At 34.3% G+C, this 23,202-nt stretch carries 15 protein-coding genes; all 15 read right to left on the bottom strand.

Annotation, left to right across the window (positions count from 1 at the left end):
• Window positions 1-18: 18 nt before the first annotated feature.
• The 15 genes from Q4Q47_RS14910 to Q4Q47_RS14840 all read right to left on the bottom strand — a co-directional run bounded on the left by Q4Q47_RS14910 (window position 19) and on the right by Q4Q47_RS14840 (window position 23,201).
• The gene (locus tag Q4Q47_RS14910; RefSeq protein ID WP_303307430.1) at window positions 19-2,109 is read right to left on the bottom strand and encodes a glycoside hydrolase family 172 protein; all 2,091 of its coding nucleotides are present in this window, start codon (window positions 2,107-2,109) and stop codon (window positions 19-21) included.
• Between the two features lie 34 nt (window positions 2,110-2,143).
• Window positions 2,144-5,155, bottom strand: a complete 3,012-nt coding sequence (locus Q4Q47_RS14905) for a hypothetical protein (RefSeq protein WP_303307429.1) — start codon at window positions 5,153-5,155, stop codon at window positions 2,144-2,146.
• Window positions 5,156-5,373: 218 nt separating this feature from the next.
• Window positions 5,374-6,726, bottom strand: a complete 1,353-nt coding sequence (locus tag Q4Q47_RS14900) for an alpha-L-fucosidase (protein WP_303307428.1) — start codon at window positions 6,724-6,726, stop codon at window positions 5,374-5,376.
• Between the two features lie 134 nt (window positions 6,727-6,860).
• Entirely contained in the window at window positions 6,861-8,180 is a 1,320-nt protein-coding gene (locus tag Q4Q47_RS14895; RefSeq protein WP_303307427.1) for an alpha-L-fucosidase, read from the bottom strand.
• A 352-nt stretch (window positions 8,181-8,532) separates the two neighbouring features.
• Complete coding sequence (locus tag Q4Q47_RS14890; RefSeq protein ID WP_303307426.1) at window positions 8,533-8,895, bottom strand: hypothetical protein; 363 nt, start codon at window positions 8,893-8,895, stop codon at window positions 8,533-8,535.
• Between the two features lie 23 nt (window positions 8,896-8,918).
• Window positions 8,919-10,532, bottom strand: coding sequence for a RagB/SusD family nutrient uptake outer membrane protein (locus Q4Q47_RS14885; protein WP_303307425.1), 1,614 nt, complete (start codon window positions 10,530-10,532; stop codon window positions 8,919-8,921).
• 12 nt (window positions 10,533-10,544) lie between these two features.
• The gene (locus Q4Q47_RS14880) at window positions 10,545-13,868 is read right to left on the bottom strand and encodes a SusC/RagA family TonB-linked outer membrane protein (protein ID WP_303307424.1); all 3,324 of its coding nucleotides are present in this window, start codon (window positions 13,866-13,868) and stop codon (window positions 10,545-10,547) included.
• A gap of 287 nt (window positions 13,869-14,155) precedes the next feature.
• Window positions 14,156-15,316: a FecR family protein gene (locus tag Q4Q47_RS14875; protein ID WP_303307423.1), complete on the bottom strand. Its 1,161-nt coding sequence runs from the start codon at window positions 15,314-15,316 to the stop codon at window positions 14,156-14,158.
• 89 nt (window positions 15,317-15,405) lie between these two features.
• Window positions 15,406-15,993, bottom strand: coding sequence for an RNA polymerase sigma factor (locus Q4Q47_RS14870; protein ID WP_303307422.1), 588 nt, complete (start codon window positions 15,991-15,993; stop codon window positions 15,406-15,408).
• Window positions 15,994-16,715: 722 nt separating this feature from the next.
• Window positions 16,716-18,011: a TRAP transporter large permease gene (locus tag Q4Q47_RS14865; protein ID WP_303307421.1), complete on the bottom strand. Its 1,296-nt coding sequence runs from the start codon at window positions 18,009-18,011 to the stop codon at window positions 16,716-16,718.
• Window positions 18,011-18,475, bottom strand: a complete 465-nt coding sequence (locus Q4Q47_RS14860; protein WP_303307420.1) for a TRAP transporter small permease — start codon at window positions 18,473-18,475, stop codon at window positions 18,011-18,013. The genes Q4Q47_RS14865 and Q4Q47_RS14860 overlap by 1 nt, the downstream gene beginning before the upstream one ends.
• Before the next feature lie 2 nt (window positions 18,476-18,477).
• Window positions 18,478-19,458, bottom strand: coding sequence for a TRAP transporter substrate-binding protein (locus Q4Q47_RS14855; RefSeq protein ID WP_303307419.1), 981 nt, complete (start codon window positions 19,456-19,458; stop codon window positions 18,478-18,480).
• 252 nt (window positions 19,459-19,710) lie between these two features.
• Window positions 19,711-21,306: a sulfatase family protein gene (locus Q4Q47_RS14850; RefSeq protein WP_303307418.1), complete on the bottom strand. Its 1,596-nt coding sequence runs from the start codon at window positions 21,304-21,306 to the stop codon at window positions 19,711-19,713.
• Window positions 21,307-21,332: 26 nt separating this feature from the next.
• Entirely contained in the window at window positions 21,333-22,961 is a 1,629-nt protein-coding gene (locus Q4Q47_RS14845) for a DUF4955 domain-containing protein (protein WP_303307417.1), read from the bottom strand.
• A 69-nt stretch (window positions 22,962-23,030) separates the two neighbouring features.
• Window positions 23,031-23,201, bottom strand: a complete 171-nt coding sequence (locus tag Q4Q47_RS14840; protein ID WP_303307416.1) for a hypothetical protein — start codon at window positions 23,199-23,201, stop codon at window positions 23,031-23,033.
• Window position 23,202: the final 1 nt, after the last annotated feature.

Genomic DNA, 23,202 nt, shown 5'->3' with positions numbered 1-23,202 from the left:
AAATTTATTTTATTATGTCTAATTTCTATTCATAAAATTATTATCAATTAAAAAGAAATCAAGACCCAAGGCATGTTTGTTTTTAGTTGATCTAGATTTCAAATGGTTCCCTTTATATTCAAATCGAACTATAAAAGCATTGTTTAAAGGTTCACAATCTCCCAAATCTAAATACGGATTTGTAATGCCTTCATGATGGGTATAAAAATCTTGGGTGATTTTTTTGATTCCATTAACATAGACATCAAAACTACCACTGTTTGGTCCTACAGCTGCGCAGATACTAATTTTAGATTTTTCAAACTGTTCTGTAATTTTTAACTCTGCAAAATCTCCTGGCTGTTCAAACCATATGTTTTTCATGGATCCAGAGCTTATTTCCCCCCACATTGGAATTTCACTGAAATTCTCCTTGACCTTATCACTTTTTTCAATAATTGGAAGTAATTCTGCTTCCAAAGCCCCTTCAACAATATATTGTGACCCTTTGGCTTTTTCTATTTCCTTTTCTAAATCTTCAATAGATGGTAACTTTGCCGACGCAAATTCTGGCAAAGGTTCTCTATTGTGCTTTACTCCGGGTATACCATACCAAAATGTAGTTTGAGCATATTGTAAAAAATGAGATTTACTACGCTTACCGCACGATGATTCAATATCAAATTGTATTTGCTTATTAAAAGGAATTGCATCCAAAACACGTGTTCTTGTGCAAACATTATATCCTTTAGATTTTTGTTCTCCTACAATAATATTTCCCAAAAATGGTTTGGCAAACTCATCTGTCGGAGTAGGTACTACACCTCCTGCCCATCCATAATAATCTTCCGTGCCTGTTCCAAAATGAGATGGGAAGTTTTTTTCTATATCATTGTCAATATATATTTTTTCATCACCTTCTCCCCACCAACCTTCAATAGGGTTCAATACAGACCACTCATCACCGACAATCACCCCTTTACCTTGAGCTTCTAAAAAATTGTAATCAAATAATGGAAATGTAGGCACGGGATCATCCATTTGCCAGGTCGCGTAAAAATGCATGGAATTTTCTGTCCATTTATATTCGTCTGTGGTCACTGTTAACTTTGCTTTTACACTTAGGTCTCCCATATTTTCAAGATATAATTGGGCTTCTTTTTCAAAAGGCATCACCCAACGACAAACCATAGTGCCATTTGCTTTTACAGAACGTTCCCACATATCGTATGCCCTTACTTTACCTACATTGTTAAAAAAATCACCCACAGGAACCCATACTGTTTGCTCTCCATCAAAAGTAGCTTTCAATGCCACCGAACGAAGTGCTTGAGCCATATCTTCGGTTTTATCCAGTTTGATTTCCAGTTGCTTAATAGCAAGCCCCCTATCCAGGCTCATAGCTATTTGATCTCCTTTTTCTAGGGTTCTCACTATAGTGGTTTTCTCTCCTTTTGGTTCTGGTCTGGTATCTAAAACATGTGCTACTTTTTTTTGTAGTTCAGATGTTTGCTTAAACGCTTCCATTGAAAAAGTCTTAACCTTTGTTCCTGTTGGATATTTTCTGTAATTAATGATGTTATAAGAAGCCTTGTTATCCATCGTAATCTTACAACTCTTAGCATACGGTATAGGAAAATATAAGTTTCCTGCTCTGGCTGACTCATCTGCAAGTGGTGCTTTTACAAAATCCAGTCCCTTTATTAGTTTGAAAAAATTTGTAGAAATGGTTGGTGTAATTTCACCATCTAGGTAAATGTTAATGTTAGGTCCCGTCTTATTATTAAAACCATAGTAAAAACATACAGCCCAAATCTTAGTAATAACACCTGGTCCATCATCTTCCATGATAACCCATTCTTTTTTTCCATTGTTTTCCTCTGTTCGGATAAAACCTATGCCATCACTATCTGCAAACCAACCGGGTTTATCTGATGAAACTGATTCTCTATTGTAACTGCTAGCTTGCAAGGATTTATAGTTATTTGTAGGGAATTCTGCTATTTGCTCACGGTCTACAATTTCGTTAAGTAAGGTAGAAATGGTAATTTCTTTTTCTACTGAAATATTAGAACAGGAGGTTACAAAAAAAACTACTAACATTAAAAGCGATGAATTGATTTTTTTCATGATTGCTATAATTATCAAATTAAAAATTTTATAGTTATTCCATTACATACCACGTATAACTATTAGCTGGTACTTTTACTTCGATTTCTATTGAATAATCCCTATTTAAAGTATAAGTTTTTAACAAGCCTTCTTTTGATTTAATTACGGTCCTGTCTTTCAATCCTGTATAATAAAGAGGCACTTTTATTTTCTTTACAACAGCTTCTTTTAAAGGATTATAGACCATTAACATGCCTTTTTCTTTACTTTGTGGGTTTACGCTTAGCCAATAATCCAAATCTTGACCATCCGGTCTTCTAAGGTGAATGATATCGCCCTCTAAAACTTCGCGATGTTCCTTAAACCAATTAACCACATTAGTAACCATGGTTTTGGTTTTGTTAGTATCATAAAGTCTTGGGCCACGGTAAAATGCTTGTACACCAGCACCCAGAGTACTTACCATCATAGACTCGTAATGGTCTAAGTGTTCATTTAAAGGCTCGATAGTAGCCGCCGCACCACCACCATGATATTCTGTTAATGGTACAAACATCCAGCCCATACTAGGCATTTTTTGCCATGTGCCATCGTATATATTTTGACGAGCATGAATCAGTTGTTGATTTCTGGGGAGGCTCCAGTTAACCTCGCGATATCCCATACCACACTTATTCCCTCCTGCTAAATAATAGTAATCGGGTATGTTAAGAACTATACCTTGTTCTCTACACCATTGATAGAATTTTGAAATCTTTTCGTATTGTTTCCACCTAGAATCTTCCAAACCATTATGACCAGGATGTTCTGTAGAAGCACATATATCTCCTGGGTATGAACCATCGTGTTCTAGCAACTTAAAACCTGTTTGTTTATAAAAATTGTATAGTTTTCTAAAATAATCTTGTCCCCATGAGCTTTCTAAGCAAGGGGAGTTACCAAAATTAGGTCGCCTTCCGGGAGGCATGACCACATCATTACCGCCCCCAACTTTACGTGAAGCCAACAACGAATATCCCCCAATTTCGATCCCTTTACTTTTGGCATAGTCGGCATATTTTTTCATTTTAACCAAATATTCAGGGCTATCATCTTCCATATTAAAACTACTACCGAACGTAAGAATAACCATCTCAAAACCTACCTCTGAAGCTTGGTCTATTGCAAGCTTGACCCGATCCCAATCTGAAAAACGTGCGTGCATCATTAATGGATTTTCTGTCGTCCAAGGTGCTAACGTTCGATACATTTTTCTAATGGAGAGACCTTGGCGCTCCCTATCGAAACTATCATGTGGTAAAACAAATGTTCTAAATGTTTTAAATGTTTCATTAGGCTTAACCTTTCGATCTGGCCCTAATTCTGGACCGACATTAAGCAAACAAGGTGTTACCCTGAGGTAATTGACTTGTGTTGCATAATCTGGATCTGTTAACCATTTTACCACATGCCTATTAGCACCTTCTACATTCATACTAGCAAAGGCATAATCGGTTTCTACATGAATATTGGGATAAGCATCTGGCATACCATCAATATTAACTGTAGAAGTATATTCGATAGCTGCGATGATTTCACTTGTAAATTTATCTACAGTAATTTCCTTATCACTATTGTTTTTAAGTGTTAACCATTTGCCCATAACCGGAATACCATCATAAAGTTCGTAATGAACTGAAACAGTTAGATCACCTGATTTTAAAGCAGACTTATTATTAGATTTTAGTACACCGTAAAGTGAAAAATCCATTACTTGAAGGCGTGCTAATTCTCCCTGAGATTCTTTTAAATCCTCCCCAATACCTTTTGCATTGGTTTTTCCTATACGTACTTCTGAAGGCATGGTCTTAAAAGTGGGTAATTTTTGCAATGTTCGCCACTCTCCATCTTTAGATTTAGCTTCACAATATACACCATCATCTGCTATCCTTAAGCGTAACGTCCATGGCTGGTTTATATCGAAAGGTTTTTGTCCCCCAACAGCATAATTATGACGCTTACCATCCCAAAGTCCAAATGTTGGTATACCTTCTATGTTGGGTCCTGGGCGTAAATAAAATTTTAACGTTTTGTCTGGCCATACAAGCGCAATACCTGGTCCATAATCTTTGGTTTTATCTGTTCCGGCATTAAATGTTGCTTCAATAATTCTAGTATCAGCATTTAGCACTCGCTCTACATAAACTGTAGTATTTTGAGGTGTATAGATTTCTCCAATTTTTCCTTCATTCTCAAAAGAAGAACGCTCATGAGAGGAAGAGTAATGTGTTCTCCAACCATCATCTAAAGTATTAAAATTTGTTTTATAAAGCTGTTGCCTTCCGTAACTGCTTGGTAAAATACTAGTGCCTTTTATAAGATCTTCATCGCTTGGCAGAGCATAATCCATTTGCAAGTGAACCCCTTTAGGAGGCCACTCTGCATCTGTATTATGAGCCCCAAAACGTTTCCATCCAAATGGTTTTTTTGGCTTACTAATTTTAAAACCTACAAATTTCATGGCAGAAGCATCAGAAGTCATCCCATCTAACCATTCTTCCTTTAGAAAGGCGTAATTAGGTTGCCCTTTAAGACCTCCAATCTCATAGTTTATACCATTAATTTTCACAATAGCCTCAGGCTTCACGCCCCTAAGCAACGACTCTCCCGTTACAAGATTATCCAATCTTACGGTCGCGGCGTTGGGTTTTATTCTAAAAACTCTTCTTAGCAACCCGTTAGACATTATGATTTCGTCACTACGCTTCCCTTTATACACATTGGCTTTGTATGACGTACCATCTAACAACCAATCCGGTTTGTTACTTGGCTTAGGCTCATCATTCTTATTTAATGTTTTATAAGCTGTCGTATAACGCTTACCGAAAGTAATCAGAGAATTTCTATCAAAATGTGCGTTTTCGAGAATTATGGGGAGGATATTATCTGTAATTCTATTAGTGTCCAATTCTAATTGCTCTACCAAGATCCTTTCTTCTGAGGCAACCAATGAACTTTTCTCATTATTATACATCTCCTGTGCCTGTGCATTTATTATTAAAATTACAGTTAGAATTACTATCATATATTTTCTATACATTATGTCTGTTTTAATAAGTATTCTTAAGATAAAGTTTCATTTTTTTATTATTTCGTTTCTTGTAATTAACGGTTTGAATATGGGACGTTGGCATTTCAACACTCAAGTCCTTCAATTTACTACGATGTTTATTGAGTTATCTCTAACTTTTGTACTACCTGCCAAATGCATTATATTTTTTGTTAGCAAATGTTTACCAGTCTCTAATACAATGCGATTTTTTTCATTAGAGGTTTAGCTATAGATTTATTGATAGAAATTCTAATTTTTGAAACCGAAATGTTTTCGATACGCTCTAATCTCTTGTGTCCTATTAATTCTCCTTTACAAAGGGTAATCCATTGATCATTTTTAAACGCTTCTACAGTGTATTCTCTTACACGTTCTCCTTTATTTATATCCTCCATTAAGAGTACATTGTTTATGCTAGTTGGTTTTTTCAGATCAAGAATAAATTCGGTTCCTTCGCCTGATGTTTCTGCCAGTGTTTTTGAGAATATGCCGTTAATTGACTTTCCAAATTCTTTCAATAAAGAGGCATCTGCTTCTGGAACCAGACCTCTATCATCTACCACTATTCCTAATAGAACATTTGTATTTCTTCCAACACTTTTATAATAGATATCTATCATTTCTTCCAGGGGTCTTAGTGAAGATTCCTGCTCTTTTTCCCAAAACCATCCACCTTGTAAAGTAGAAGAATTTCTAATCGGTAGATCCGCCTCTCCAGGAATCCAACTTTTCCCATTAGGATTACCACTATATTCTGAAACATCAATAACTCCTGAAGGTCTCGTTTTAAAATTCACAGTAGACCAACACGGATATGGTGCTAAACCTTCTTCATTTCCGACCCATCTAATTAGATTATTAAAATCACTAGGACCTTGAAAAACAATAGCGTTAGGTTGATGTTTTTTTAAGATAGGAATAACATTAGGGCCTCCTTTATCAGGAGGTAGAAGTCCTCCATCGAACCATATTTCAAATAAATCACCGTAATTTGACCAAAGTTCTGTTAGTTGTAATTCAACAATTCTATTATATTCTTCCTGAGAAATTGAACTCTCTGGAACTGGCACCCCAGGGCCTTTGACTTTCAAATACCCATTTGCAGCCGCGCTATAATACAGCCCAGGTTTAACATCGTATTTTTTGCAAGAGTTTATAAAGTCTCTTACTAGATCGCCATTACCATTTTTCCAAGGTGTGCTTGCTACGCTATAATCATGTGCTTTGGTAGGCCACAAAGAAAATCCTACACAATGTTTTGCTACTAACAGAGCATATTTAGCACCAGCTGCTTTTGCTGCTAAAACCCATTGATCTGTATCTAGAGAAGTGGGATTAAAAATTGATGGATCTGGATCATAATCCCATTGTTTAAACCATACATAATCTTGATCATAAGTCACCAAGTCATAATGTATTATCACTCCTATTTCAGCATCTGCCCATTCCATCTGCTTTGCAGTTGGGGTAACAATTAATTCCTGTGCACCACTGAATGTATATTCAAATAGCAATAAGGTAAGTATGCAAAAAAATCGTTTCATTTTGTTTTATTATTTGTTAATGGTTTGAATATAGGGCGTTAGTATATCGAAGTACTTTCGTGGCAAATCCTTATAACTTGCTTAAATTTGACACTATCCGCTAATGATCTATATTCATTGTTGTGCACTGGTATTTATTCATTTATATCCAATTCTGTTAATTTTACTACGATTGGATTATTCCATTTATGATCGTTATAAATTCTTTGAGATCGTGTAACAGATATTTCAATGCCCTCAGATGTATGTTTAACAGAAGGAGCAGGGTTTACATTTTTCTGGTACTCGAGTACTTTTCCATTGTGACCCAAAACAGAAATTTGGCTTTTTTTAGTTGCACTAAATCCTTCAATGTTAAATACCTTTCGTTCGCCAAACCTCCATTGATCTTCATTAATAAATATGTATACCGTTTTTCTGTCTTTTGATGTTAAAAACCACATATTATCATCCTTTATCTTTTTTTGATTAGGAATTGTTTGATGAAACGCTTCTTGATTGATAAACTTCCATAAAGAAACTTCATTCAATACTTTCATTTGTTCAGTAGGAAAATCACCTAAGGCATCAGGGCCAAAATTTAAGAGAAAATTGCCTCCTTTTGCCTTTATATCGATTAACTTAAGGATAACGTCTTTAGCAGTTTTATAGGTTTCATTTGTTGGTCGATATTGCCACTGATGACCTAAGGTAATGCATGCTTCCCAAGGGGGTGGGATGGGATTATTAGGAGATCCTTGCTCGGGAGTATTAATTGCACCACGAGTGACCATTACATCCGGATCTATTTCCCAACATAATTTGGCTAACTCGGTTTTACTAAATTGATCTGTACCATCGAGAAATACAATATCAATTTTACCATACTGTGTCATTAACTCTTTTATTTGCTTTTTAGCATATTCATTTAATTCAGGATTACCACTTGCAAGAGCCTCCTTTCGTGTTCTTGAAATTGGCGTTCCTTGTGTATAAAGGAAATAAAAATCATCAGGAGAAAAGTATATCCCTACAGCTAAACCAGCCTCTCGACATGCATCGATAATCATTTTTGTGACGTCTTTACCATAGGGACTATTCATTATTCCAAAATCGGTTGTCTTGGTCTCAAACATGCAATAACCATTGTGATGTTTTGTAGTAAAAATAATGTACTTCATTCCAGCTAACTTAGCCGCATTAACCCATTGTTTAGCATCAAAATTTTCAGGATTAAAGGTTTTTGGAAGTTCATTTATATACCTGTTAAGGTAATCTTCCGATGCACCAACCATACTATGACTTATAACCATACCTAGCTGAACATCCATACTCCAGTGGATAAACATTCCAAATCCGAGGTCTGTAAACCATTGTTCTATTTCTGGTTTATTAAGATTTAATGGTTTTACTTCCTGTGCACTAATTTTGTTGTTAACTATATTAATTAACAACAAAATAAGTGCTGATTTCATACATAAAACTCTAAGTATAGATAAACTTTTATTCATCTTTCTATTTTTAAATTAAACAACACTGTATTTTCCTTGAATGACGCTTGTGCACTAAACTGTATATGGATTCATGGCTTACTCTCGGTCAATTGGTTGCGTCTGTTATTTTTAAAGTCACTTTCTTGTTGCAATCTCACCCTTTAGAATATTGGTGATTTTAAGGAATTCTCGTTTTTAAACTGATTGTATTTACCAACGAGATAAGCCTCGGAGTATTACCTCATAAAGAATAAAATAAGCAAGACCATCTGTTTTTAGATGGCCTCGCTTTGACATATTCAAAAAATCATTAACGAGTTTATTATACAAATCATTAATTGACCGTCACTTCTCTAGTTCCCACAACACCATTGGAAGCCGTAACAGTAACTGTTATCGTTTTTCCTGCTGCACTGGGTTTAAAGAAGAATGTTGCACCTGTAGAATCTTCAGGTATTTGAGTAATTGTAACATCTGTTGGAGAAGAAGACGTCCAAGTTAACGTAACCGAAGACCCTAAATAATAGGTATAATAATCTGTGGTAAATCCAGCTGCTCCAACTGTTATATTGTTACTTCCCGCAATTGTTAGTATTGTAGGGTATTCATATTCCAAGTCATGCTCTTCTGCTTTTGAACAGGATAATACCCCTAAAGAACAAACCAAAATAAAAGCTACTATTATATATTTTTTCATAATATTAAAATTTATAAATTTAATTATTTATACGCTTCGTTTTGAACCATATTTGGATTAGCATCCAATTCTCCTTGTGAAATAGGAAAAAGTTCATGTCCTGGAGCAATTGTCACACTACCTTGTTGTCTTCCGTTATTAATTCCTCTATTCTCAATAGCTTGCTTCCATAGTCCCCAACGTCTTAAATCTTCATGACGGTGATTTTCACCTGCTAGCTCCACTCTACGCTCATGACGAATAGCTTCGCGCATTTGATCTTGGTTTAAACCTGTAGCTAACTCTGGCATATTAACTCTTTGACGAACTTGGTTTATAGCACTATATACAGATGCATCTGGACCAGAAACTTCATTCTTGGATTCGGCAAAACCTAAAAGGACATATGCATAACGATAAATAATTGTATTATACTCAGGTCTACCATTTGGAAAATCTGCTGCTGGCGAAGCGTTTCCTTTTTTCCAGTGATAGCCACTATTTTGGGTAGCAAAGTCAGGATCATATGGTACTCCAAAATAGTCAGCTCCATTATACCAAATTGAAGCTGCCAAACGTGGATCTCTGTTTACATATTGATTTGTATCAAACAAACTACCTATACTCGATGAGTCAAATGGCGTCGCTATATCTATAACACCATCATTATCATTATCTATAGCTGTTTCAAACTCATTAACCAACTGTTGTTGAGGGGTGGAAAATCCTCCCCAGCCAGTAAAACCTCCACCTCCTCCAGCAGTTGAAGGAAAATCACTAACACCAAAAAACGCAAGATTTCCACCAGTATCTGAACCAAAATGAACTTCCCAAATAGATTCTACGGTCTCCTCATTACCATGTATCCATAAATCGGAGAAATCTGGCAATAATTGATATACACCCAGACTCATAACTTCTTCTGCGGCTGTCGTAGCTTCTGCCCAATTTTCTGTATACATATTGGCCTGCATTAAGGCTGTTAAAGCAGCTCCTTTTGTTATTCTACCTAAATCAGCATTGCCATAAGAAACTGGCAAATCTACACTAGCTTCAGTAAGGTCTTTTATTATTTGCGCTCTAACCTCGGTGTAAGGGTCCCTTGCTGGCACAGGGTTTTCTTCTTCAAAAGGCAAAAGTAACAAGGGTACATCTCCATAATAAATAGATAATCTATGGTAAGCATGGGCTCTAAAAAATTTAGCTTCTGCAATCAGTCTTTTCTTAAGGTCTGTATCCATATCAATGCCTTCAATTTTTGTTATGGCATTATTGGCCCTACTTATCATTTTATAAAATGAAGTCCATGTTCTATTAGAATAACTACCAAAATCTCCCGCCAGATCAATTCCGTTAGCCATATTACCCCAAGCTCCTGAAGCAGTAGCCGTGGCATTTGATGTCCACATAGCATCATCCGATAAAACATCTATCCATCTCAAAGTTCCTCCATATGTACCAAATAGCGGAAAAGAACCTTCTGCTAGTGTTAGGTAGATACTATTTACACCAAAAACAGCGTCATTGGAAGTTTTCCAAAATTCATCATTCGGTAAATTTGTGTTTGGCGGCACTTCTAAAAAATCGTCATGACAAGAAGTTACTGCCATGACAATTATTGCCATGAGAGTAAATAAAATATATTTATTATTTTTCATAATTATTCTTTTTTAAAAATTGAGATTAATACCAAAATTAATGGTTCTATATATAGGGGATTCTGCACCACGTTGATTAGAACGCCCCGATTCTGGATCCCACCCATACAATTTAGTAAATGTAAAAGGGTTGGTTGTGTTTCCATAAATCCTCAAAGATTTAACACCAAGTTTATCCAATACATAATCGGGTAAATTATATCCCAATTCGATTTGCCTAATTCTCATAAAATCTGAGTCTGAAACAAAATTTGAAGCTGGTGCTCTAGATCCACTAACGTTATAAAAATTACCTGCTTGTACTCTCGAAATGTTAGTACTTGTTCCTGGTCCACGCCATCTACCAACTATGTATCTTAAATTATTTCTATTTAAGAATGATAACTGAAATTTTCCTTCACCCCATTGTGATGTCTGTGCTCCATAGTCTACTGTAAGATGAACTCCCAAATCGAAATTCTTATATGCTATTTTATTAGTCCATGAAAAAGAACCTTTAGGAACAGCATCTCCCAAAACTTGATAATCTTTTTGAGTAATTGTACCATCACCATCTTTATCCTCATAAATAAAATCACCAGGTCCTGGATTACCAAAATGAGGAGAAGCGTCTACCTCTGCTTGACTTTCATAAATCCCCAGTACTTTTAATCCAAATATTGAAGTTACCGATTTGCCAACAACAATGGCAGTTTGACGCCCATCAATTCGCTCCCTTCCGTTAAATAATTCTTTAACTACATTTTTGTTTTTAGAAAATATTACTCGAGATGAGATATCTAAATCCTTATTGAATGTTTTATTAAAGCCTAATGATATTTCAATACCCTTATTTGAAAGTTTTCCAATATTTTGCCATTGTGACGAGAATGCTGTTGTTGAAGATACTGGGACTCTATACAATAAATCTTCTGTAGTTTTATCATACCAATCAAAACTTAAATTCCAGTTTTTCAAAAAAGAAACATCCATTCCAATATTAAGGGATTTTAATGTTTCCCATTTAACGCTTTCATTTGGAAGCACATCATCATCTTGATATGCACCAGCAGAAGCTGCCAAAGGAGGATTCCCAAATGGATAAGCATTACCGTTAATATTTATCTTTGAATAATATAAAAATTGACCAATTCTGTCATTCCCTACAACCCCGTAATTAGCACGAAATTTCATTTGCGATATGTTGTCGCCGACTAATTCTTTAAAAAAATCTTCTTCAGAAATACGCCAAGAAGCCCCTACGCCTCCAAATAATCCAAATTTATTTTTTGGACCAAACCTATCAGAACCATCTCTACTCAGTGATCCTTCAAATGAATATTTATTATCATAGCTATAAGCAATTTTTCCAAAATAAGAGAAACTGGTCGTTGGATTATAGTCAAATCCACCACCAGATTGTCCAACACCACTACCTTGTCCTACATTTTGCACAACATTGTTTGCGAAGTCTCTTCTAGATGCAGTAATTCTGGCTCCTTGGTTACTTTCAGAAGAACGAAAACCAACAATTGCAGATACATCGTGAACATCATTAAATATTTTATTAAATGAAAAAAAACTTTGTTGACCCCAATTATGTGCATAATCAAATCCAGCACTTGCTCTTCTATTTTCGGGTGTTCTCTCAAAAATCAAATTTCCACCTGCTTCTCCTCCAGCATCATATATTTTATAATCTGGGGAAAATGATTTTCTATATTGAAAATTATACCCATAATTAACAATTGTATTGAATTTTAAAAACTCGGTGAATTTTAATTCTGCGGTAAGTATGGTATTTAGGTTATATGATGGATCGAAATTAGATGTCCCTCTAAATTTATCATCAAGCGCTGCCTGTACTGGGTTTACTCCTCCAGATTGACCTCCAGATGTACCTCCTCCTATAGTTGGGTCTATAATTCCATATCTTCCATCTGGCAAAAATTCTGGTATAATAGAAGAATATTCCACCGCGCTCCAAAAATTAGCGCCTCCTCTTCCTCTTTGATGTTGCCCAAAAACATTAAGTCCTAATTTAAACCAACTTGTCAAGTCAAAATCTACTTTAAGTCGCGTATTAAATCGCTCTACCCAATTACCTATAAGTGCGCCTTCTTCTTTTACATAATTAGACGCTAACAAAAATCTAGAAGTATCATTTCCCCCGGATATTTGTAAATTAGCTTCATTCACCATTCCAGATCGTGTAACAGCTTTTATCCAATTAGTACCTGCTCCTAAACCTTCAATTTGTTGAGGAGTCCAAGCAGGAGAAAGACCAGCGTTAATTCTAGATTCATTTACTAACAGTCCTTGTTCTCTAGCTGTTAAAGGCTCTAAAAGGTTTACAAAATCATTAATTCCATGTCTAATTTTAACATCAACATTTATTTTCCCACTTTTTCCGCTCTTGGTTGTGATTAAAATGATTCCCCCTGCAGCCGAAGCTCCATAAATTGCTGTAGTGGCAGCATCTTTTAAGATTGAAATATTTTCAATTTGCTCAGGATTAATTGAATTAATATCACCAGGTACTCCATCAACTAATACCAATGGAGAACTATCAACACCTAAAGAGCCAATTCCCCTTAATTGGAAATATCTAGGGCCAGCTAATGGGCCAGGTCTACTAAGTATCTGTAAACCAGGCACACGACCTTGTAGGGCAATTGCAGCATTTGGAGCAGAAACAGTTTTTAATTCCTTAGCGTTAATTGTAGTAATAGCTCCAGTTACTGTAGTTCTTTTTTGAGTACCATACCCAACAACTACCACTTCTTCTAAATTGCTAACACTTTCCTGCATAGCAAAATCGTAAACTGCTTGAGGCCCAACAGTAATATCTACACTTTTATACCCAATAAATGTAAAACGTAATACGTCACCATCATTAGCACTGATCTTGTATTTTCCATCAAAATCTGTTTGAGTTCCTTTATTTGTTCCAACAAGCAGAATATTAACGCCAGGAATAGGGACACCATTTGAGTCTGTAATCATACCTGAGACTTGATTCTCCTGTTCTTTCTTTACAATTTTTAAAGATTTTTTCTTTATAACAATTCCTCTATTATCAGTAACAGTAATGTCTAAATTTCCTTTAGCCAAACTCCTGCTTAATAATCTATTTGTTCTTATTGTCCCCTTCTTTAAACTTAATTTTGGAAAATCTTTAAATAATCCTTCTTCGTAAAAGAATATATAATCCGTTTGGTTCATAATTAAATCAAAAACCTCGTCTACAGTTAACGTTTTATCCTCCTCAATTTTAATTTTAGAATTCTGGGATACAATATTATTAGGGGTTAGTGCAAAGAAAGTTGCACAACATAAGAAAATGAATGTCCTCATAATAAATAATAAGAGCCGCTTTCTGTATATAAGAAAGTCTGTGTTAGTTAATTTATTTTCCATAAATTTGCTTGTTATTTGTTAGTTAAATTTTTTTAATTAATAATAATCGTAGGGAGATAGAGTCTTTTACTTTGTCGAGTTGAGCTTTATCTTCCTTTTTTTGATCGTTTTTTTACTTCATAGGCTAATAAATATTTAAATGTTTATTTTTTTTCTGTATTTCTAGGTTATCAAGACAACTGTTCTTCAATAAATATTGCAATTCAGTAGGTATAGTTTAGGTTTTATTTAAGTATTATCGTTCTATTATTTATATCGTAACTATTTATCGAACTGGACTTCATAATAGTCAAAATCTCTTCTATGCTCACCTGTTTCTTTATAACTCCTCTAAATTTTACAGATTCCAAGTCTTTATTAACAAAAACAATATCAACATCATACCACCTTTCTATAACTCTCATAATTTCTTTTAGAGATTTGTTCCTGAAAATAAATAATCCGTTTTTCCAAGAAATCTCGGGAATTACATCAACATCTGCTATTGTCACATTTTTATTCTCAATATCCAGGTTTGATTGTTGATTAGGCAATAATTTTTGCTTACTCCCAATCGCATTAATTATCACCTCACCTTCCACTAAAGTGGTATAGATATTCATCTCATTTTTATTCGCTTTAATATTAAATTCAGTGCCCAAAACCTCAATCTTCTGAGATTGATTATTTACTATAAATTTGGTCCCGTTATGATCTATGTTGGAGGACACATCAAAATATGCCTCTCCATAAACAAGTTCAACCTGTCTAACTTCTCCTTCAATAAAACTAACTGGGTATTTTAATTGCGATTCAGAGTTAAGCCAGACTTGGGTTCCATCTGATAAGATTATGTGATACTCCCCCCCTCTTGGAATGGTTAAGTAATTGTATACTATCTCGTTCGTTGCTTCATCATTAGTTTCATAAACAATTTGACTCCCATTACTCCTTACATTTTTATTTTGGTACATCTGTGATTTATCCAATTCTATTACAGAACCATCTTCCAAAGTTAAGGTCGCTTTATCAGTACCAGGTTTAATGTTTTCCTCAACGATAGTCGGGCTAACTATAGATGGCGTACTATTATTTCTATTGAAAAAATACGTTAGTGAAATTAAAAAAACAACGGACGCCGCAACGGAATATTTAAAAATCGCTTTTTTATAAAGTGGGATTACCCGAATCTCTTTAGATGATTCTTTGTGTATATCAGATTGTAGCCTGCTGAAGATTCTTTCTTCTATTTCAGTTTTTGAGCCAAAATGTTCAGGCCAACTTTTAAGTTCCTGATTATTGTGAAAAAAATATGATAGCTTTTCAAGTTCTTTTTTAGTAATTGAACCATCATAAAGTTTATTCAATAATTCTATAAAGTATTGTTTAGGTTTTAATCTCATCATTTATTACGCCCCTTTATATACATGTCGTAAAAAGAATGATGCACACCTACTCTGTGCTTATTTTTTTTGAGTTTAAAAAATAATATCGTTCAGGGATTGGAAATTAAGGATAGAAATTCAATACTTATATGAACCCCAAGTGAGCTTCTTAAAAATATCAACGCCTTTGTTATGTGTCCTTCGACAGTTCGCTTCGAAATACCTAATCGTTTCGCTATCTCTTGATTAGATAACTGCTCTTCTCTACTTAATTTAAATACTTCCAGACGTTTTGGAGGCAATTGAGTTATTAACGAATCGATATAATCAACTAATTCTTTATGGATAAGTTTAGTTTCTGGAGTTAGAGCTTGAACTTTCTCATCAAAATGCTGAAAAAGCTCCTCTTTTATCATTTTTTTGTTTTTTCTAAAATAGTCGTAGACCTTATAAGTGACACTCGTATAAAGATAACTTCTAATAGATACTTTAATTTCTAATGTACTTCGTTTTTGCCAAAAAGAAAAAAATACTTCCTGAACAACATCTTCACTAACAGCCCTGTTTTTCAATAGATTATAAGCTGACAAATACATTATTTCCCAATATTCCTTGTAAATAATAGATAAAGCCTCTTCATCGTTATTACGAAGCCTTTCTACCAAATCTTCATCTATTCTTTTCCTGGTGAGAGTCATTAATTTCTATCAAATATTGCCCAAATGTAAAGATAATTAGTAAATAAATATATGAAATCTATCTACTTAGATTTAAACCTTCAAAAATTTAGAAAGTTCTTTCCCACAACATGCTAATACTCTTGAGAGTAATTTCTTAAACTATAAAAATTATATGTATTAACCCCAGCGAATTCTATAAGTCTTTAAATTATAACGATAAACGGGTGTTCCAAAATATTGTATTTCCTGAGGGTTTTAAATTTTCATTGAAAAATAAGGAATGTCGAACCAGTAAAGTCAACATGATTTTTGAATTAACTAACTCATTTAAAGATCATTACAAAAGGAAAAACCCAAATACAAAATGTATTTGAGTCTCGTTTAGTAGAGCGTACAGAAAAAATGTCGAACCCCTTAATTTTTATAGAACTAAAAAAGTTTAATATTCTAAAATAATGTGCTACATAAATCTTACAATTAATTGCTTGTTTTTTTGTTGCAGGTCCACAAAACAATTCCACTCTTTTTAGCTCAATCAATAGTTCATCATTTTCTTTGACTTTAATTATTGACTGGTACACACCAATAAGGTAAACATTTAATTTCTATCTACGTTTTAAATTTGGTCTTAGAACTATTTAAAACACCAATATAACGCTATAAAAATTAGGCAATATAAGATTAGTAAAGAAATTTCAAGCCTAGATTTTTTAAAAAAACTCATCATGCCAGTATTATTTTTAGAACCCAAATACTTTTGGCAACCATAGACTTAAGCCTGGAAAATAAGTCACTAAAAATAAAGATATAATCATTGCAACAAAAAGTGGTAAAAGCGGTTTAACAACTTTCTCTATAGTAGTATTAGCAACACCAACTCCAACAAATAGCACGGAGCCTACAGGTGGCGTACAGAGGCCAATACATAAATTTAGAATCATAACAATACCAAAATGCACTGGGTCCATTCCAAGTTTTTCAACAATTGGTAAAAAAATTGGGGTAAAAATTAATACTGCTGGTGTCATATCCATAAATACACCTACAAACAATAATATTAAATTAATGATTAGGAGTATAATTATTGGGCTTTCACTTGCGCCAAGAAGAGCTGTACTAATATCTTGCGGAATATTTTCATAAGACATGACCCAGGACATACTCATGGAAGCACCAATTAATAACATTACAATAGCTGTGGTACCACAAGAGTCTAAGGATATTTTAGGTAGATCCTTTAAGCTAATTTCCTTATACCAAAACCCTAATAACAATGTGTATAAAACAGCAATGGCTGAAGCCTCGGTAGCTGTAAAAATACCAGCGACAATACCTCCTATAACAACAACAAGTAACATTAAACTTGGAAAAGCGCTTACGAAGCTCCTTGCAACTTCCTTTAAAGAACTTCTTTTTCCTATTTTATAACCTTTCTTTTTAGCCCAAAATGAGGCTACTATCATAAGAAATAAACCTGTTAGTATCCCTGGAATATAACCTGCTAAAAATAATGCTGCTATAGAAACACCACCGCTTGCCAATGAATACACAATAAGCACATTACTTGGGGGAATGATCAAACCAGTTGTTGATGATGTTATGTTTACAGCCGCTCCAAATTCTTTTGAATAGCCTTCTTTTTCCATTTCTGGTCCTAAAATACTTCCCATTGCTGAAGCTGATGCCATTGCAGAACCAGCAATGGCCCCCATTAACATGGCTGCAATAACATTTATAAGTGCTAAGCCTCCTGGAAGCGAACCTACCAAGGTTTTAGCAAAATCGATAAGGCGATGTGCAATACCTCCCTTATTCATGAGCTGTCCAGAAAGCACAAAAAATGGAATAGCCAGTAGTGCAAAACTATCCAAGCCTGTTGCCATACGCTGAGATACCGTAGTAAGCGCTGGAAGCATCGAAATACTTGTCATCATTGTTAATAACGATGAAATAGCAATACTCCATGCCACTGGAACACCTATAAACAATAATCCTATAAAACTAATAACTAAAACGAGTATTGGTAAGTATTCCATTATAATTGCTTGTTTATAATATCAGAGAGTTTGTAATAAATAATTAACATACCACTTATAGGAATAACAGAATAAACTATAGCAAGAGGTATTTGTAAGGCGGGAGAATACTGTCCTAAAATAAATGTTATATATACTAAACGAAGTCCACCAATTACCAATGCAGTAAAGCAAAAAACAATTATAATCCAATTTACAAATGTTTTCAATTTTGTTTGACCTTCTTTATTTAACCTAGTAGGCAATAGATCTATAGCAACATGCATCCTTCTACCAGAAATATATGCAGCTCCAAGAACACCAACCCAAATCATGAGATATCTTGCAAACTCATCTGTAAACGAGCTTGGAGTACCAACTACAAATCTGGTAAATACTTGCCACAATACATTAACGACCATAACAGCCATAATTGTAGAGAGAATCATACCTAAAATTCGATCAACTTTTCTTCTTACTTCCATAATTATTGATTTTCTTGAATTCTTTTGATCAAATTGTACACGGGTATATCGTCTTTATATTCCTCATATATAGACTTTACTTTATTTTTAAAAGATGATTTATCTGGTCTTGCCACTTCAACACCAGCTTTCTTTACAGCCTCTAATGCTTCTAATTCTGAGGTTGCCCATAGTTCTCTTTGATATTGAACAGAGGTATCAACTGCCGACTGCAACCAACCTTGCTCTTCATCAGATAGATCCTCCCATAAATGAGTGCTAATAATCAAAACGTCCGGTATCGTTGTATGCTCATCTAATGTATAATATTTGCATACTTCATAATGCCTTGAAAGGTAGAAACTGGGAGGGTTATTTTCTGCCCCATCTACGACGCCTTGCTGCAAGGACGTGTATAGTTCGCCCCATGAAATAGGTGTTGGTGAACCCCCTAATTTGTTAACCATATTCATAGCTGTGACACTCTCCATGACCCTAATTTTAAGCCCTTCCAAATCTTTTGGTGTTTGTATTGGCTTTTCTTTAGTATAAAAGCTTCGACTTCCTGAATCATAATACCCTAAACCCTTCAGCCAGTATTTTTGCCCCCCATCCAACAGTTCTTTACCAATATCTCCATCTAGTACATTAAACGTATGGGCACGGTCTTTGAACAAAAATGGCAGCCCAAATACTTTCATATTTGGTGAGAAATTCTCCATGACTGCTGCAGATACTTTGGTCATCCCCAAACTACCAATCTGTAATAGTTCTAGGCATTGCCGTTCTGATCCAAGCTGTTGGTTTGGATAAATTTCTAATTTCAATGCTCCTTTAGAATTTTTATCCAATTCCTCGCCCATAAGCATCATAGCTTTATGGACAGGATGGCTCATGTCTAATCCGTGTGCTAATTTGATTGTCTTTTCTTTTTGCGAAATTTCACAAGAAGTAAAAGTAAAAATGAGTAAGAAGAGAATAAATACTGGAGTTAATTTTTTCATTTTAACTAGATTCGATAATTGTAATCAAAAGATATAACTGTTAATTTTGAATCAACTGAGATTATTTTATTCTATGCAAGTTCTATAATATATAGAATAATCCTAAGGGGTAAATTGTTCAAAAAGAAGGGGTATTTGAATATTTTGAAACCTTTTTAAGGCTTACCTCCTTACCTTTCTAAATTACTAAGTAAATTTCTTATGATATACACAAGATTATGTTTCTTAATCTTTGTTACTAGGAGTCGTAAACTAATTAAGATTTACTTCATGCTGATTTGCAAAACCACCCTTTTTCAAATTAATAAGCTTTTCTTTAAAATCCTTTACTCTTTCAGGAAATCTTGAAGCTAGATTTTCTTGCTCATTCGGATCGTTCTTGATGTTATATAATTGTGGTTCTTTTTGAAAACCAGTTTCAATTATTGGTCCCCAAGGCACTAGTTTTGGACCATCAATAGGTTCAATGTATTTCCAATCCCCTTCCAAATAAGACACTGGACCCATAAAACTTTCTTGGACAATTGCTGTTCTTCCTGTGGTGTTATCTCCTAAAAAAACATCTAAGCTGTTCTGGCTATCTATAACATCTTCTTTTACTTTCTTAACACCAGTTAAAGCTGCAAAAGAACTTAAAAAATCAACCTGGCTTACAAGCGCGTTAGAAATAGTTCCTTTTCCTTTTCCATCTGGCCAACGAATAATTAATGGTATTTTACTACCACCATTATAAGCACTATATTTTCCACCTCTCAAACCTCCTGTTGGATTATGATCTCCTAATAATTCTCTCGCTTGATCTTGGTAGCCATCATCTATAACTGGTCCATTATCACTAGAAAAAACAATAATGGTATTATTTAATAAATTTTGCATTTTGAGTGTTTTTACAATTTCATTTACTGTCCAATCTAATTGTAAAATAACATCTCCCCTTGCCCCCATACCACTTTTACCTTGAAACATTTTATTGGCAATTCTTGGCACATGTATATCATGTGTAGAAAGCAATAAAAAGAAAGGTTGATTTTTATTTGAATTGATGAATTTATTAGATTTATCGACCAATTCCATTGGGATAGTTTCATCATCCCATAAGGCAGCTTTTCCGCCTGTCATATATCCAATTCTGCTAATGCCGTTTACAATGGTGTTGTTATGCCCTTGTGAAGGTTTCATGGTTAATAAATCAGGGTTTTCTTTACCTGTTGGCCAATTCCCGACTTTTTCTTTGTAATTTACAGTCACAGGATCGTTAGGATCTAGGTTTACAATATGATGATTTTCTACAAACACACAAGGCACTCTATCACCAGTTGCAGGAATTAGATACGAATAGTCAAAACCAATTTCTAAAGGCCCTGGACTAATTTTTCCGTTCCAATCTGGGCCACTTTTATCACCTAAACCTAAATGCCATTTTCCAACAATTCCCGTTTTATATCCTGCTGTTTTTAAAATACTTGGTAAAGTTGTTCTTTTGGTATCAATTAAAAGTGCTTCATCTCCTTTTGCAACACCAGTTCCTTTTTTTCTCCATGCATAATTTCCTGTTAACAAAGAATACCTTGATGGTGTGCAGGTTGCTGCTGTAGCATAAGCGTTATGAAAAGCTATGCCTTCATCAGCCAAGGCATCAATAGCTGGCGTTTTAATTTCTGTTGCTCCATAGGCACTAATATCTCCATAACCTAAATCGTCCGTATAAATGAAAACAATATTTGGTTTTTGAGTTTCTTTGGTAGTTGTTTCTGAATCAGCTTTATGGTTTGAAGTTTTGTTTTTACAACTTACTAATACAAAAGTGAGTAAAACGTAAGCTAAAAATGAATGTTTTTTAAAAGTCATAATTTTGGATATTATAGTATAGTTTGTCATATTTTATTTTGAAGCCAATTCGTTTCTAGTGTTTGCCAAGTTTTTAAACTTTCGGTAATCCATTTTGGTGTTTTTTTTAATCGGAATTTTAATTGTGCTTCATATAAAGAATTTGGTAAAACTGTTTTTCCCAAACTTTCAATATATCCGATATTTGCTCGATTAAAAGTAGTAGATGTACCATGCAAGCCAACTATAATTGGATCTACAACTGAAAAACCCCAATACATCCCTTTGCCTGATAATTTCCAGAAATCATAATTGCTTACTGAATCTCCAACGCGTTTGTAATTCCAAAGTGTTAAACCTTTTAAATGATGTGGTTCGTTTTTATAAAACCCGCCATGATTGCTCATTTTAAAGCCTTCATATAAATCTACCAAATTGTTTTTTGGGATATCGGCATGCGAATCCCAACCTTGTTTTGGGGTTTTTACACGCCAAATTACAGAACCTGAAGTTTTATGAGACATTGATGCTCCATGAAATTGACCATAATTTGAAGCATCATTAATTAAACCTGTCAAAACCCTTGTTGATTGTGTCACATTAGTTAGTTTATGACCACTATTCCCTTCTACTAGCAACATCAAAATAGAAGAAGCGTAACTGTTACTCATTGAAACGGCGCCAGTAACATTACTAAACCTACATTTTCTAACCCAAGAATTTGCAACCCTTTGCATAGAAATTATAGACCAGGCATTATCATGCACAAAATCTTTATGATGTACAAATGTATCTTTAAAATTTGCTTTAAAAAAAATGCCTTCTACACCCACATTCTCTAAAGGGTAAAAAGGTTTAGCTCGCCAATTGTAATTGGTATTTATTGAATTTACTATCGGGTCTTTAAAAGTGATTTTATTGCCAGATATACTCTTTATCTCATGGTTTTCTATAAAAGTCACCCCTTTTCCTTTTACCTTTTCCCAATGTGGACGTGCTTCTTTTCCTCCTAAGGATTCTGAAACAGCATCTAGGCTAAAAGGCATTTCTAATTGAATGTATTTGGTATTTTTAAAAACATTAGCATTTTCCACTTCTATTGTAAAATCGCCTTCTTCTGCATTTTTAGTGATGTTTGCTTGTGCTTTACTTCCTTTTTCAGAGAAGAAATTGAACATGTAACTCACTTTCCATTCTGGTTCATTTGGAGTTCTTTGCAACATGTGGTTTTTCATGTTGATTACTGTCCCATCTTTACCCCAACCACTTCCTTTTAAAATAATATTAGAAGATTTTATAGTAATCGGATTCGTTTTTTTTGGCTTTACATTTACTAAAAATTCTCCTTTAGGGAAGAAAACAATGCCTCCTTTATTTTTTTCTGCGGCATTTATTGCAGCTTGAATTGCGTCTTGATCTGAAATAGCATCATTAGGAATAGCACCAAAATGGGTTATATTAAAAACTTTTAAATATTTGAATTTTTCAGGAATTCCTACTTCACCCAATTGATAGCCTGCATATGAATAATCAAAAAGCATTGGAATTTCAGAATTTGAAATTTCACCTGTAAATTTTTTCCAAATAAGTGATTCTTGAGCTTTTACATTATAAATGCTACTCATAGCTACCATCAAACAACTAATAAAAATAGATATGCTTTTATTTTTTATCATACTACTAATTATTTACAAACTGTTTTATTTCTTATTTAACTAAAAATTTACTATTTCTTTTGAAACATTTTAATCTGGGTTTAAAAGAATCACCATATTCCAAGAATTCTTAGCATTTGCAAATCCTCTAGGACCATCCCAAATGTATGGATCTCCAACGACACCAAAATTAGTTTTACAAAAAAGAGAAGTGTTAGTAATTACTTTATAGGTTCCACTATAGCGATTTGCTCTTGCCAAA

The sequence above is a fragment of the Flavivirga spongiicola genome, from assembly GCF_030540825.1.
Taxonomy (GTDB): Bacteria; Bacteroidota; Bacteroidia; order Flavobacteriales; family Flavobacteriaceae; genus Flavivirga; species Flavivirga spongiicola.
The sequence above is the reverse complement of the archived record's forward strand: the minus strand, read 5'-3'. Positions and strand labels throughout refer to the sequence as shown.